14 protein-coding genes are annotated in these 14,317 nt (G+C 68.6%); 10 read left to right on the top strand and 4 right to left on the bottom strand.

Annotated elements, in window-relative coordinates:
* Positions 1–43 precede the first annotated feature (43 nt).
* Complete coding sequence (locus H5393_RS03270) at positions 44–691, top strand: prepilin peptidase (protein WP_182763662.1); 648 nt, start codon at positions 44–46, stop codon at positions 689–691.
* Here the strand turns inward: H5393_RS03270 and trpD are convergent.
* The 3 genes from trpD to H5393_RS03255 are packed head-to-tail and all read right to left on the bottom strand — an operon-like array spanning position 678 to position 3,123.
* A complete protein-coding gene (trpD, locus tag H5393_RS03265) occupies positions 678–1,718 on the bottom strand; it encodes an anthranilate phosphoribosyltransferase (protein WP_076058197.1) in 1,041 nt (346 codons plus the stop codon). The two genes, H5393_RS03270 and trpD, sit on opposite strands and share 14 nt — an antisense overlap.
* Entirely contained in the window at positions 1,718–2,125 is a 408-nt protein-coding gene (locus H5393_RS03260; protein ID WP_182763663.1) for a response regulator, read from the bottom strand. The genes trpD and H5393_RS03260 overlap by 1 nt, the downstream gene beginning before the upstream one ends.
* Positions 2,125–3,123, bottom strand: a complete 999-nt coding sequence (locus H5393_RS03255) for a cytochrome c oxidase assembly protein (RefSeq protein ID WP_182763664.1) — start codon at positions 3,121–3,123, stop codon at positions 2,125–2,127. The genes H5393_RS03260 and H5393_RS03255 overlap by 1 nt, the downstream gene beginning before the upstream one ends.
* A gap of 215 nt (positions 3,124–3,338) precedes the next feature.
* On the opposite strand from H5393_RS03255, the gene H5393_RS03250 reads away from it, so the two are divergent.
* The 5 genes from H5393_RS03250 (at position 3,339) to H5393_RS03230 (ending at position 9,222) form a co-directional block, all read left to right on the top strand.
* Positions 3,339–3,929: a cytochrome c oxidase subunit 3 gene (locus tag H5393_RS03250; protein WP_182763707.1), complete on the top strand. Its 591-nt coding sequence runs from the start codon at positions 3,339–3,341 to the stop codon at positions 3,927–3,929.
* A 25-nt stretch (positions 3,930–3,954) separates the two neighbouring features.
* Positions 3,955–4,773 (top strand): c-type cytochrome, encoded by an 819-nt coding sequence (locus H5393_RS03245; protein WP_076058189.1) that lies wholly within the window; start codon positions 3,955–3,957, stop codon positions 4,771–4,773.
* Positions 4,770–5,834, top strand: coding sequence for a ubiquinol-cytochrome c reductase iron-sulfur subunit (locus tag H5393_RS03240; protein ID WP_182763665.1), 1,065 nt, complete (start codon positions 4,770–4,772; stop codon positions 5,832–5,834). Before H5393_RS03245 ends, H5393_RS03240 begins: the two co-directional genes overlap by 4 nt.
* Positions 5,834–7,573, top strand: coding sequence for a ubiquinol-cytochrome c reductase cytochrome b subunit (locus H5393_RS03235; protein ID WP_083665289.1), 1,740 nt, complete (start codon positions 5,834–5,836; stop codon positions 7,571–7,573). The genes H5393_RS03240 and H5393_RS03235 overlap by 1 nt, the downstream gene beginning before the upstream one ends.
* Before the next feature lie 188 nt (positions 7,574–7,761).
* Positions 7,762–9,222 carry a GuaB1 family IMP dehydrogenase-related protein gene (locus tag H5393_RS03230; protein WP_182765456.1) on the top strand — a complete coding sequence of 487 codons (1,461 nt, stop codon included), beginning with the start codon at positions 7,762–7,764 and terminating at the stop codon, positions 9,220–9,222.
* A 13-nt stretch (positions 9,223–9,235) separates the two neighbouring features.
* Here H5393_RS03230 and H5393_RS03225 read toward each other — a convergent pair whose 3' ends face one another.
* Positions 9,236–10,219: a pirin family protein gene (locus H5393_RS03225; RefSeq protein WP_182765455.1), complete on the bottom strand. Its 984-nt coding sequence runs from the start codon at positions 10,217–10,219 to the stop codon at positions 9,236–9,238.
* Positions 10,220–10,268: 49 nt separating this feature from the next.
* Between H5393_RS03225 and H5393_RS03220 the strand changes: the two genes are divergently transcribed.
* The 4 genes from H5393_RS03220 to H5393_RS03205 all read left to right on the top strand — a co-directional run bounded on the left by H5393_RS03220 (position 10,269) and on the right by H5393_RS03205 (position 14,300).
* A complete protein-coding gene (locus H5393_RS03220; RefSeq protein WP_182765454.1) occupies positions 10,269–11,519 on the top strand; it encodes a sensor histidine kinase in 1,251 nt (416 codons plus the stop codon).
* A gap of 8 nt (positions 11,520–11,527) precedes the next feature.
* On the top strand, positions 11,528–12,187 hold the full coding sequence (locus H5393_RS03215; RefSeq protein ID WP_182763711.1) for a response regulator transcription factor: 660 nt from the start codon (positions 11,528–11,530) through the stop codon (positions 12,185–12,187).
* A 68-nt stretch (positions 12,188–12,255) separates the two neighbouring features.
* Positions 12,256–13,137: an ABC transporter ATP-binding protein gene (locus H5393_RS03210; protein WP_182765453.1), complete on the top strand. Its 882-nt coding sequence runs from the start codon at positions 12,256–12,258 to the stop codon at positions 13,135–13,137.
* Positions 13,134–14,300 carry an ABC transporter permease gene (locus H5393_RS03205; RefSeq protein ID WP_182763713.1) on the top strand — a complete coding sequence of 389 codons (1,167 nt, stop codon included), beginning with the start codon at positions 13,134–13,136 and terminating at the stop codon, positions 14,298–14,300. The genes H5393_RS03210 and H5393_RS03205 overlap by 4 nt, the downstream gene beginning before the upstream one ends.
* The last annotated feature ends 17 nt before the right edge of the window (positions 14,301–14,317 follow it).

Genomic DNA, 14,317 nt, shown 5'->3' with positions numbered 1-14,317 from the left:
AGGAGCCGCCGGCCTGACCCTGTGCGCTCCCTAGTCTCAGGCCATGACCTGGTTCATGGCCCTTGCCACAGCGGCCTCAGCAGGCGCCGTCTGGTGGCTGATCGTTCCGCGGCTGCGCGTCGACGATCCCGACGCGCCGGATTTCGCCGCCCTCGTGTCTTGGCGCACCATGCTGGGCGTGCTCGGCACGGCCGGTGCGGCGTCGGGCGTGCTGTGGCTGGTGCCCACGCACCACCACTGGCTGTGGGTGCCCTACCTGGCCGTGGGTGTACCGCTGGTCGCCATCGACCTGCTCAGTACGTTCCTGCCGAAACGGCTCAACGCCCTCGCCGCCGCGCTGATGGCGGCGGGGCTGGCCGCCACGGCGATCACCGACTGGCGCGGGGCAGCGGCCGCAGCTCTGGGCGCGGCGGCCGCGTTCGTGTTCTTCTACCTGGCCTGGCGGCTCTCGGCGAGCCTGGGCTTCGGCGACGTGCGGCTCGCGCTGCTGATCGGCGCCGTCAGCGGACTGGCCGGTGTGGGTACGTGGACGACGGCGCTGCTGACGGGCACGGCCCTGGGCGCCGTGCACGGCATCGGCCATGCGCTGTGGGCCCGGCGCGACGCCGGCCGCCCAAGGCACTTCCCCTTCGGCCCGGCCCTGTGGCTGGGCCCGTTGGCGGCGGCCACGCTGCAGGTCACCGCTGGGTAGCGGCGACCCACTTCTCCAGCGTCTGCGCGGCGTTCCCCGAATCGATCGCCTCTTGGGCTGCGGCCAGCGTGGGGCGCAGCTGGTCGATGAGCTCGGTGACCGTCGAGATGCCCCGGTAGGCCAGCAGGGCCGCCGCGGCGTTCAGGGCGACGATGTCGCGTACCGGGCCCGGCTTACCGGCCACCAGATCGCGCACCACCTGGGCGTTGTGCGCTGGCGGCCCGCCCTGCAGCTCGAAGGAGGAGGCCGGCTCAAGGCCGAGGTCCCGCGGGTCGAGCACGGTGCGGAAGACCCGGCCCTCGGAGATGAGCCACACATCGGATTCCGACGTCGTGGTGAGCTCGTCGAGGCCGTCGTAGCCGCGGAAGACCATGCCACGGGTGCCGCGCTCCGCCAGCACTCGGGCGATCACCGGCGCGATGTCGTCGTTCGCCACGCCCAGCGCCATGGCCCGGGGCCGGGCCGGGTTGGCCAGCGGGCCGAGGAAGTTGAACGTGGTCTGGATGCCCAGCGCCTTGCGCACGCCGGCCACGTTCTTCATGGCGGGGTGGTAGAGCTGCGCGAAAAGGAAGGCGATGCCGGTCTCTGCCAGGATGCCGGCCTGTTTGGCGGGCTCGACGTCGAGTTTGACGCCCAGCGCCTCCAGCGTGTCGGCGGTGCCGGCCTGGGACGATGCCGCGCGGGACCCGTGCTTGATCACCTTGGCGCCGGCGCCCGCAGCGACGATCGCGGCCATCGTCGAGATGTTGACCGTGTTGGCACGGTCGCCGCCGGTACCGACGACGTCCACCGCGTCGGGGTCGAGCGAGATCGGCGTTGAGTTGGCCAGCATGGCGTCGGCCAGTCCGGAGATCTCGTCCTCGCTCTCCCCCTTGGCGCGCAGCGCGGTCAGCATCGCCGCGATCTGCACCTCCGAGGCACGCCCGGCGAGGATCTCGTTGAGGGCCCATGTGGCCGCGGTCGCCTCAAGACCCTCCCTCCGGACGAGACCGGTCAGGATGTCCGGCCAGGTGTAGCTCGTCGACATCAAGCGACCTGCGCCAGGCGCGCACGGATGAGGTGGGCGGCCTGCTCAGGCATGGTGACCGGATCGATCGGGAAGGGGGTCACCGCCTCGGCGCGGGACCAGGAGGCCAGCCAGGCGTCAGCCTCACGCTTGACCAGCAGCATGATGGGGGCGCTGTCGGCGTACTCCTCCTTGACCTGGTGGGCCAGCCCGAAGCCGCCCGACGGCTGCGCGTCGCCGTCGAAGATCATCAGAGCGTAATCGGTGCCTGCGTCCAGGGTGCGCAGCAGTGCGCCCTGCGTCGCGACCTCGAAGACCTCGATCTGCGGCAGGTCCATGGCCACGCGGCGCCCCAGCGTCAGGCGGATCTGCTCACGCACCAGTCGGTCATCGGAGAACACCAGCACCTTCACGGTCGCATCGCTCATTATCGGTCTTCCTTCGCGTTGTCGCTGTCGACGGTGGGTTGAGATTGTTTCTGGGGGTCATGGTAGCCAAGTCCTTGCGCCCGGGCGCGCCGGGCCTCCTCGCGGTCCAGCGCCCGGTCCACCCGCCGGGCCTCCCTGTTGGAGTCCTTGATCCATTGGATGAAGATCGTGATCATCGCCGCGAACATCGTGAGATCCCCCGTGGCCCACATCAGCGCGCCGGCCCACTCCTGGTCCTGCATGGGCGACAGCCCCCAGGTCCGATCAAAGGAGAGGTACCACTCCTCCGCGATGAGCCGGCTCGAACCCATGATCGTCACCCCGAGGAAGGCGTGGAACGGCATGGTGATGAAGAACAACAGGATCCGGATGGGGTACGGCATCTTGATGGGCACCGGGTCCACGCCCAGGAGCGGGAAGAAGAACAGCACCCCCATGGTCACCAGGAACAGGTGGAGTAGGTCGTGCGCGACGTCGTTGGTGAGGGTGATCTCGTAGAGGCCGCTCATGTAGAGGCCGAAGGGGTAGATGACCATCAGGCCCGTGGTGAGCGGGGGGAACATCACGACCTTCCCGAACCAGGAATGCAGCACCTTCAGCAACAGCGCCCGCGACCCCTTGGGCAGGGCGCGCAGCGCAAGCGTCACGGGCGCCCCGAAGACGATGAAGACCGGCGCGATCATGCTGAACAACATGTGCTGCACCATGTGCGACCAGAACAGGACGGTGTCGTATACCCCGAGGAAAGAGAAGGTGCCCACCGCGATGGACCCCAGGCCCAGCACGACGAAGCTGATGGTGCGCATCAGGGGCCACTTGTCGCCGCGCCGCCTCAGCCGCTGCACTCCCCACAGGTACAGGCCGCCCGCGACGAGCAGTCCGATGACGGCGCCGAGGGGGAATTCCCAGGCGGTGAAGAACCGGGCTCCGACGAGGGGAATGATGTCGTCGTCGGGCTTGGCGTGCATCGGCAGGAGTGCCAAGGAGCCGGTAAACATGTGGCGCATTATCGCATAGCCGCTTTCGAGGATTCGGTGGGGGTGGTCCCAATGTTCGTGCCTGGCGTGACCTATGGGGCTTTTGAGGCAATAATGACCCCGTGGCCACGAATCATGAACTCATCCAAGCACCATCGGAGCTGCCGACCGGCGCCATCCATCAGGTGCCGCCTGCCCGGCTGAACAAGCCCTACGGACGTCCCGACGTGACCGCCATCGGCGTGATCGTGTGGCTGGCGAGCGAACTGATGTTCTTCGGCGCCATCTTCGCCGCCTACTTCTGGACCCGCTCCATGGCGGCGGACGCCGCCGCAGCCGCCGGCGTCCCGTCCATGTGGGCCACGGAGAGTGCGCACCTCGACCTGCTGTTCGCCAGCATCAACACCACCATCCTGGTGCTGAGCTCGGTGACCATCCAGCTGGGCGCCAACGCCGCCGAGGCAGGCCGGGTCAACGGTTCCTGGGTGAACCCGCTGAAGTGGGGCGTGCGCCAAGGCTTCATCATCTCGGCCATCCTCGGCTCGATCTTCGTCGCCGGCCAGGTCTGGGAGTACTTCACCCTCTTCAACGAGGGCATCAGCATCTCCACCAACCAGTACTGGTCGCTGTTCTTCATCGCAACCGGTATCCACGGCATCCACGTGTTCGGTGGCGTCGTGGCCATGTGGTACGTGCTGGCCCGCTCCTACATGACCCGCATCCACACCCACGAGCAGACGGTCCACGCCCACGTCGTGTCCTACTACTGGCACTTCGTCGACGTCATCTGGATCGCCCTGTTCGGCGTCCTCTACTTCCTCCGCTAAGACCGAGACCGGGAGTTTCATTTCAGTGAAGAAATCAACCAACCTCAGGCGGCATGCTGCAGCGCGGCCACTGCTGCTGATCTTGGCCCTCCTCGTCGTCGGCCTCAGCTACTCGGTCGTGAGCCCGCCACGCTCCTCGGCGGAGACGGAGACCACCCTGCAGATCGAGCAGGGCAAGGACATCTACATGACCACTTGCTCCTCCTGCCACGGTCTGGGCGGCGAGGGCACGACGCAGGGCCCCAGCCTCATCGGCGTGGGCGCGGCCTCGGTCGACTTCCAGATGGGGACCGGCCGCATGCCGGCCTCCCGCCTCGAAGCACAGATCCGCGCGCGCAAGGTCAACTACACGCAGGAGCAGATCGAAGCGGTGGCGGCCTATGTCGCCTCGCTCGGCGCAGGCCCGGCCATTCCCGAGGAGTCGCAGTACTCCCTCGACGCGCTGAACCAGGGCGACGACGAGAAGGCGCTGGCAGTGGCTCGCGGCGGCGCCCTGTTCCGCGCGAACTGCTCTGCCTGCCACGGTGTCGTCGGCGGCGGCGGCGCCATGCCCGAAGGCAAGTTCGCCCCCAACCTGACGGAAACGGCACCCGTGCACATCTACGAAGCGGTCCGCACCGGCCCGCAGCAGATGCCGTCGTTCTCCAAGGACGTCCTCACGGACGAGAGCGTGAGTGAGATCATCGCTTACCTCGAGGCTGCCGACGAGCAGCCCAACTACGGCGGTCTGACCATGGGCGACGCCGGCCCTGTCTCCGAGGGCTGGTGGATCTTCATCATCGGCATCGGCGGCCTCTCGATTGTTGCCCTGTGGATTGCACGGAAGGGGGCTCGCGCCCGATGAGCTGGAAGAATCTGCCCGTCCAGGATCCTGACCGGGGTCACAGCGTCACTGATCCCGGCATGGAGGAGCACATCGAGCGCTTCACCGACGCCGACAAGGGCGCCGGTAACCGTGCCTACCTGGCCATCCTCGCCATGCTCGGCCTCGTCCCCGTGCTGGCGATCGCCTTCGTGGTGATCTACTTCGCCGTCCCGCGCCGGGCCTACATCGACTTCGGCTGGCTGAAGGCCAGCGCGATGAACGTCGGCCTGGGCGTCACCGCCGGCCTCGCCGTGCTGCTCATCGGCCTGGCCGTCATCCAGTGGTCCCGCGTCCTGATGGGCGACCACGAGTCCGTGGATCCCCGGCACAGCGCCGCCACCTCCCCGGAGGACCGCGCGATCGTCGCCCAGAACTGGCGCGACGGCGTGGAGCAGTCGGCCATCAAGCGTCGCCCGCTCATCCTCGGCGCCCTGGGCGGTGCCCTCGGCATCGCCGTGGTGCCGGCCGTCGTGTTGCTGGCCGACATGGGGCCGCACCCCACCCGCCGCGTCCGCGAGCAGACCATCGAGAAGACCATCTGGGCCAACCAGGTGCGCCTCGTCAACGACGAGAACTGGGTGGAGCTGCGCCCGGAGCACCTCGAGGTCGGCCAACTGGTCAACGCCCAGCCCGCCACGCTGCGCGAGCTGGAGGGCGTCGAGGCCCACCAGGCGAAGGCCAAGGCCGCGATCATCGTGGTGCGCATGGATCCCCAGTCGATCACCATCCCGCCGTCGCGGCAGGACTGGCAGGTGTCGGGCATCCTGGCGTACTCGAAGATCTGCACCCACGTCGGCTGCCCCATCTCGCTGTGGGAGCGCCAGACCCACCATCTGCTGTGCCCCTGCCACCAGTCGACCTTCGACCTCGGCAACAGCGGCACCGTCGTGTTCGGCCCCGCGGCCCGCTCGCTCCCCCAGCTGCCCATCTCCGTGGACGACGAGGGCTACCTCATCGCGACGAGCGACTTCACGGTGCCTGTCGGGCCGAGCTACTTCGAGCGCGACTCGCGCAATGACTTCCAGGACGGAGACCAGTAATGGCCAAGCCAACGAGCGTCGTCGACACGTCGTCCTCGGTCGAGGCCCACGAGGCCCCCACCCAGAAGACCAACAGCACCCCTGGCGTCCTCGGCTGGGCCGACGACCGGCTGGGGCTGGGCAAGCTGGGCCGCACCGGCCTGCGCAAGGTCTTCCCGGACCACTGGTCGTTCCTGCTGGGCGAGATCGCCCTGTACTCGTTCATCGTGCTGCTGCTGACCGGTGTCTTCCTGACCATCTGGTTCAAGCCCTCGATGGCGGAGATCCACTACGACGGCTCCTACCAGCTGATGAAGGGCATGCCGATCTCGGAGGCCTTCGCCTCAACGCTGAACATCTCGTTCGACGTGCGCGGCGGCCTCCTGGTCCGTCAGATCCACCACTGGGCAGCACTGCTGTTCGTGGCGGCCTCGACGGTGCACATGCTGCGCGTGTTCTTCACGGGCGCGTTCCGCAAGCCGCGTGAGATCAACTGGCTCATCGGCGTCGGCCTGCTGTCCATGGGCCTGATGGCAGGCTTCACCGGTTACTCGCTGCCCGATGACCTCCTCTCGGGCACCGGCCTGCGCTTCGTCGACGGCCTGATCCGCTCGATCCCGGTCATCGGTACGTGGGCGGAGTTCTTCGTCTTCGGCGGCGAGTTCCCCGGCAGCCTCATCATCCCCCGCCTGTACATGGCGCACATCCTGCTGATCCCCGGCCTGCTGCTCGGCCTCATCTCCGCGCACCTGGCGCTCGTGGTCTACCACAAGCACACCCAGTACCCCGGCCCCGGCCGCACGGAGAACAACGTCGTCGGCTACCCGCTGTTCCCGGTCTACATGGCCAAGGCCGGCGGCTTCTTCTTCATCGTGTTCGGGTTCCTCGTGCTCATGGGCGGCCTGTTCCAGATCAACCCGGTGTGGGCCTACGGCCCGTACGACCCGGCCAAGGTCACCGCGGGTTCGCAGCCTGACTGGTACATGGGCTTCGTCGAGGGCGCGCTGCGCCTCATCCCGCCCTTCTGGGAATCACACTGGGGCGGCACCACCTGGACCTGGGGCGTGTTCCTCCCCGGTGTGGGCATGATGGGCATCCTGTTCACGCTGCTGGGTGTCTGGCCGTTCGTCGAACGCTGGCTCACAGGAGACGACCGCGAACACCACCTGCTGGACCGCCCGCGCAACGCGCCGACGCGGACCGCGCTCGGTGTGGCAGGCATGGCGGCCTACGGGCTGTTCTGGATCGGCGGCGCCAACGACATCATCGCCACCCGGTTCTCCCTGAGCCTCAACGCGATCACGATCTTCCTGCGCGTCGCCGTGTTCCTCGGGCCGATCATCGCGTTCATCATCACCAAGCGCATCTGCCTGGGTCTCCAGCGCGCTGACCGCGAACGGGCCCTCCACGGCTCTGAGGACGGCGTCATCGTCCGGAGCCCGGACGGCGGCTACTCGGAGTCGCACGTCCCCGTCGGCACGCATGAGCAGTTCGCGCTCACGCAGCACCTGCAGCACCCGGTGCTCGCGCCCGGCGGCGACACGGATGCGTCGGGGGTCGCCCGCAAGGGCGGTATCAGCAGGCTGCGCGCGCGGTTGTCCCGCTGGTACCTCGGCCATGAGATCGCCAAGCCCACGGCCGTTGAACTCACGGACGGCCACCACGGCGAACTCGAGGTCGGGCGCCACGGGGAGCTCCCGGCGCACGACGATGACGACGACCGCGACACCCCGGTGCTCGAAGGCTCGACGCGTCACTGACCGCACCACCCACAGAATCGGGGGCGCCCCCCCCGGGGGGGCCGCCTGGGGGGTGGCCCCGCGCGGAGGTGGGTGAACGGGGGCGCTACGGCTCCCCGCGTCACTGACCGCACCCCCCCCACACCCGGCGCCCCCCCCCCGGGCGGCGCCGATTCTGTTCTCCCCTGCCGCGAAGGTAGAATCCAGGCGTGCGATTTCTCCATGGCGACCCCTCGTATGACCTGACTTACAGCGACGTCTTCATGGTCCCGAGCCGCTCCGGCGTGAGTTCCCGCCTCGACGTGGACCTCACCTCCTCAGACGGCCTCGCCACCCCCACCCCGCTGGTGGCCGCCAACATGACGGCGGTCTCCGGTCGCCGCATGGCAGAGACGATGGCCCGCCGCGGCGGCCTCGCGATCTTCCCGCAGGACATCCCCACCGACGTGGTGGCCGAGTCCATCACCAAGGTGAAGGATTCCCACCTGGTGTTCGACACTGCGGTTACCGTGTCGCTCTCCACCACCGTCGGCATGATTCTTCAGCTCATCCCCAAGCGGTCCCACGGTGTCGCGGTCGTCGTCGACTCCAACCGCAAGGTGCTCGGTGTGGTGCACCCGCGGGCGGCTGAGGACTCAGACCGCTTCGCGCAGGCCCGCGACGTGATGACCACCGACGTGACTGTCCTGTCGGCGGACACCGCTGCGTCGGACGTGTTCGCCACCCTCTCCGAGCACCACCAGAAGGTCGCGATCGCCGTCGACTCGGAGGAGCGCCTCGTCGGCGTGATGACCCCCGAGGGCGCGCTGCGTTCCGGCATCTACTCCCCCGCCGTGGACCACGAGGGCAGGCTCCGCGCCGGCGTCGCCGTCGGCATCAACGGCGACATCGCCGCCAAGGTCCGTGCCGCGCTGGACGCCCGGGCGGACGTGCTCGTCATGGACACCGCGCACGGCCATCAGGAGAAGATGATCAGCGCCCTGAGCACCGCCCGCGGAGAGCGCGACCGCTTCGAGGCGGAGACGGGCCGACGCATCCTGATCGTGGCCGGCAACGTGGTCACCACGGACGGCTGCCACGACCTCATCGAGGCTGGCGCCGACATCCTCAAGGTGGGCGTCGGGCCCGGCGCCATGTGCACCACCCGCATGCAGACGGGCGTGGGCCGCCCGCAGTTCTCCGCCGTCCTGGAGTGCGCAGCCGCCGCGCGCGAGCACGGGAAGTCCATCTGGGCCGACGGCGGGGTCCGCCACCCGCGCGACGTCGCACTGGCGCTGGCGGCCGACGCCGGTTCGGTGATGATCGGCTCCTGGTTCGCCGGCACGCACGAGTCCACCGGCGACCACCTCGTCGACTCCGAGGGCAAGATGTTCAAGGAGTCTTTCGGCATGGCCTCGGCCCGCGCGGTGCGCAACCGCACCCGTGAGCAGTCCGCCTACCAGCGGGCCCGCGCGGCGATGTTCGAGGAGGGCATCTCGGCCTCGCGCATGTACCTCGACCCCCGCCGTCCGGGCGTCGAGGACCTCATCGACTGGATCACGAGCGGCGTGCGCTCGTCGTGCACGTACGCGGGTGCCCGCAGCCTGCACGAGTTCGCCGAGCGCGCCGTCGTCGGCGTCCAGAGCGGGAGCGGCTACGAGGAAGGCCGCCCGCTCGACCGGAGCTGGTGACCCTGACGGGGCGTCAGCGCTGACGACGGCGGAAGCGCGGCTTGAGGCGGATGTCCGGCAGGGGCGGTGCCTCCAACTTCCGTAGGGCGCCGCGGTAACCGCGGACCCCGCCGAAGCGGTCGTCGTCGCGCTGCCAGGCGTCGCGCAACTCGACGATCTCCTCGTGGCTGCGCCCGATGAAGTTCCACCACATGACGATCCCCTCCTCGAACGGGGTGCCACCCAGCAGCATCACGCGCGCCGGCTTGTCGCTCGGGTTCGACAGCCGGAGGTGGTTCAGGCCGGCGTCGCGGACGCCCATGACGTCCTTGTTGATCTCCACGCCGTCCATCTCCACCACGCCCGAATCCACCAGCACACCGTGCTCGAACGAGCGGTCCACCTCGAACTCCCAGTCGGCGCCCGGACGCAGGATGATCTCCGCACCGAGCAGCGGCGTCTCCGTGGAGATGGGCGACGCGTCGCCCACCAGCGAACCCACCATCACCTTGGCCGTGCCGCCGGGGATGTCGAGGAGTTCCGGGCGGTGGTGCTGGAAACCACGGTGCGTGTCCTTGGCGTGCTCCGGAAGAACCACCCACAACTGCACACCGTGCAGGAACTCCGTTTTGGGGGTCGACACCTCGGAGTGCGAGATGCCGTGCCCGGACGTCATCAGGTTCACCTCGCCGGGCCGCACCAGGTCATGGACGCCGCCCGAGTCGCGATGCTCGATCTCGCCGTCGAACAGCCAGCTCACCGTCTGCAGCGAGGTGTGCGGATGGGGGGCCACGTCCATGCCGCAGGTGGCCTCCACCAGGTTGGGGCCGTAGTGGTCCGCGAAACACCACGCGCCGACGAACGAGCGTTCGAGTTGAGGGATGGTGCGTCGCACCGTCATGGCGCTGGGGCCCTCGCCCAGGCTCACCATCCGGGGCTGGAGTTGCTGGATCTCGGTGGGTCCGTGGTCCTCGTGCCCGCAGCCCAGCAGTTGGGGAGAGGTCTCGGTGTTGCTCATGAAGCCACGTTACCCGTCGCCCCCGGGCCCCAGCCCTAGACTGCTGGACATGGTTGACGCGATCCGGGCATTCTTCGGCATGGATGAGGACTACGTCAGGCCCTCCCCCACGCGGCCCGCGTTCGGCGACATAGCCGTGGCCTCGCTGCTCTGCATCATCTCGATGGCCACGGTGATGGTGTACTCAGAGATCGACGACATCAAGGACCACGTCGACGTGTGGCCGTCGCTGGGCGCCATCGCGCTGGCGGGGGTGTTGCTCGCGTACCGGCGGGTCTTCCCGATCACGGTCATGCTGCTGCTCACCGGCGTGCATTTCATCGTCGTGGGCAGCCTGTGGCCGGTCGTGTCCAGCACCCCGAGCATGCAGATCGTCTACTTCCTCGGCATCTACACCGCGCTGGCCTATGCGAAGCGCCGCGACACCCTCGCGCTCGCCGCCGGCGCCGTGGTCTTGGCCATGACGGTGTGGCTGATCGTGGACGACAGCTACAACCGCTCCATCAGTCCAGCCGAGTTCCATCCGACGGCGTGGTATTACGCGGCCACCCTGCTGATCAACGCTGCGTACTTCGGCGGCGCCATGTGGTTGGGCCGCAATGCCTGGCGGCAGGCCCGCGACGCCCACGACCTGGATGAGTCCAAGGCGCTGGTCACGCAGCAGGCACATCAACTTGCCGACCAGGCGGTGCTGGCGGAACGGCTGCGGATCGCCCGTGACCTGCACGATTCGGTCGCGCACCACATCTCGCTGATCGGTATCCAGACCGCCGCTGCCCGCCGGGCGATGGACGCCAAGCCGGAGTTGGCCGCCGAGGCGCTCGTCGAGGTCGAGGAGATGTCCCGCAGCGCCGTTTCGGAGCTGCGCACCCTGCTGGGCTCGCTCCGCGACGTCTCTCCCACCGCGGGGGCCGGCAGCTCCCTGGAGGCCCTCGAGGCGCTGTGTGAGGAGGCCTCGGGCGAGGGTCTCGACGTGAGCTACGAACTCGTCGGCGACCCCTCGCGGGCCGCCGAGCTCACCACCACCCAGAGCGGCGCCCTCCTGCGCATCGCACAGGAGGCCCTCACCAACGTCCGTCGGCATTCGACGGCGGACCACGCCCGCGTGGTGGTCCGGCTCGGCGACACCACTGAAGTCGAGATCACCGACGACGGGATGCCCGTGCACTGCACCGCCGGCTCGGGCCTCGGCCACGTCGGCATGCGCGAGCGGATCGCCGCCCTGGGCGGCACGATCGACATCGGCCCCCGGGCCACCCGTGGCTACCGCGTCCACGCCGTCCTCCCACGAAGGGTTTGATCACCACCATGATCCGAGTCGCACTCGTCGACGACCAGGCGCTCGTGCGCCGCGCCTTCTCCCTGATGCTGAGCGTGGAGGACGACCTCGAACTCGTCGGGCAGGCGGCCGATGGGCAGGCCGCCGTCGAGCTGGCCACCGCCACCTCCCCACATGTCATGTTGATGGACATCGAGATGCCGCGGATGAACGGGCTCGAGGCCACCCGCGCCGTGCGCGCCGCGGGCGACACCCAGGTGATCATCCTGACCACCTTCGACCGCGACGACTACCTGTTCGAGGCCCTCGACGCGGGGGCCGCCGGGTTCCTGCTCAAGAACTGCGAACCTGAGCGCCTGCTGGAGGCCATCCGCACCGTCGCCGACGGCGGGGCGCTGCTCGCGCCGGAGGTCACCCGCCGCGTCATCGAGCAGGCCGTGCAGGTCGTGCACCACCTCACCGAACCCCATCCTGCCGTCGCGCGGTTGACCCAACGGGAGCTGGATGTGCTGGCCGCCTTGGCGCAGGGGCTGAGCAACGCGGAGATCGCGCGCGACCTGTATGTGAGCGAGGCCACCGTGAAGAGCCACGTCTCCAGCTGCCTCGCCAAGCTCGGCGTGCGGGACCGGGTGCAGGCCGTCATCTTCGCGTTCGAGCATGGCCTGACCCGATCTCATCCGAAGGGATGAGGGCTGCCGACGAAGATGTGGCCGCGCGGGCGATGTCCTGACAACCGGACATCCGGCAGGCTGGTGCCATGCTCGAAATCCACTCTGTCACCCGAACATTCGGTGATCTCACGGCCCTGAACAACGTGTCGTTCAGCGTCCCCGACGGCCGGTTCACCGGCTTCGTCGGGGGCAACGGCGCCGGCAAGACCACCACCATGCGCATCATCATGGGGGTGCTATCCCCCACCTCCGGCGAGGTCATGTGGGATGGCCACCCCATCACCGCCGACGACCGCGCGCAGTTCGGCTACATGCCCGAAGAGCGTGGGCTCTACCCCAAGCAACCCATCCTCGGGCAGCTCGCCTACCTCGGGGAGCTCCACGGCATGACGGCCGCCGACGCAAAGGCCGCCGCCCGGCAACTGCTGGAGCGGTTCAACCTCGGCGAGAGGACCGGCGACAAGCTGGAGAAGCTGTCGCTGGGCAATCAGCAGCGGGTCCAGATCGCGGGCGCCGTGATCGCCTCACCCAAGGCCCTCGTGCTGGACGAGCCGTTCAGCGGCCTGGACCCTGAGGCGGTCGACGAGATGTTCGCGCTCCTCACTGAGTTCACCAAGCGCGGCGTGCCGGTGCTGTTCTCGTCGCACCAGCTCGAACTGGTGGAGCGGTTGTGCCACCAGATCGTGATCCTGCGCAAGGGAGAGGTGATCGCCTCCGGCAGCGTGGAGGCGCTGCGTTCGGCCGGGCCGAAGCACCATCGGATCCTGGCCGGCGCGGACCTGGGCTGGCTCCGCCACGAGGGCGGCGTCACCGTCATCGACCTCGACGGCCCGCAGGCGGAGGTTGCCTTCGCCGACGACAGCGTGGCCCAGCGCGTGCTCGCTGAGGCCATCAGCAGGGGGAGCGTCCATTCCTTCGGGCCGATCGTGCGGCCCCTCAGCGAGTACTACCGAGAGGTTTCCCGATGACCGACACCCCCCGCACCCGCACCTCACCCTGGATCATCGTCGCCAAGCGCGAGATCCTGGTGCAGCTGACGGACCGCGCTTTCTGGATCGGCACGCTCACCACCATCGCCCTCATCGCACTCGGCTTCATCTTCGGCGGGTTGCTCGGGGGCGATTCCTCCGAGACCAAGGTGGCCGTGTCCTCCGACGCCGCTGCCACCGTCGTGGCGATGGCGCAGGAGGAGGGAAGCGGCAACTACACCGCCCTGCGCGTGCCGGAGGCCGATGTCATGGCCACCGTCGAGGAGGGCGATGCCTCGGCCGCGCTGACCCATTCGGAGGCCGACGGCTGGCAGCTCACCGTCAAGGACCTCTTCGAGGCACCGGATCTCCGCGCCGCCGTCGCTGACTACCAGATGGGCGTCAACGCCGCCGAGCACAACCTGGATCTGGCCGCGATCAGCGCGGGCACCGAGCTCGAACTCGTGACGATGGAAGACGAGGAGGGCCAGGGGATGGCCGTCATCATCTCCACCATCGCCTTCGCCCTGCTCTTCATGATGTCGGCAATGACGTTCGGCATGCAGATCGCCAACTCGGTGGTCACGGAGAAAGAGTCGCGCATTGTCGAGATCCTCGCCGCCGCCATCCCCACCCGGCAGCTGCTCCTCGGCAAGGTGGTGGGCAGCACGATCATGGCGCTGGCCCAGGTGGTGTTGATCGCCGCCACGGCCCTCGTCGGCCTCTCGCTGTCCGAATGGAGCAGCATGGTGGGCCTCGTCACGCCCGTCGTCGGCTGGTTCGTCCTGTTCTTCCTGGTTGGCTTCGCGTCGTTGGCGTGCCTGTGGGCCGCTGCCGGCGCCATGGCGACCCGCCATCAGGACCTCAACCAGACCACCACGCCCCTGATGACGATCGTGATGCTGGTCTACATGGCCGGCTTCCTCGCACGTGGCGACGTGGCGCACGTCCTCAGCTACGTGCCGATCGCCTCCACCGTATCGATGCCCGGCCGCCTCCTCAGCGGGGAGTCCACCTGGCTCGACGCTGGTCTGGCGATGGTCGTGGCCGTGGCGTTCATGGCGCTGTGCATCTGGCTCGGCTCGAAGATCTACCGCCGGGCCCTGATGCAGACCGGCTCCGTCCTGTCCTGGAAGGACGCCCTCCGGCGCCAAGCCGCCTGAGGCTCTTCCCCGGGCAC

It is taken from the genome of Tessaracoccus sp. MC1756 (assembly GCF_014164735.1).
Lineage (GTDB): Bacteria > Actinomycetota > Actinomycetes > Propionibacteriales > Propionibacteriaceae > Arachnia.
Note: the sequence above shows the minus strand (reverse complement) of the source record. Positions and strands in the feature narration are given on the sequence as shown.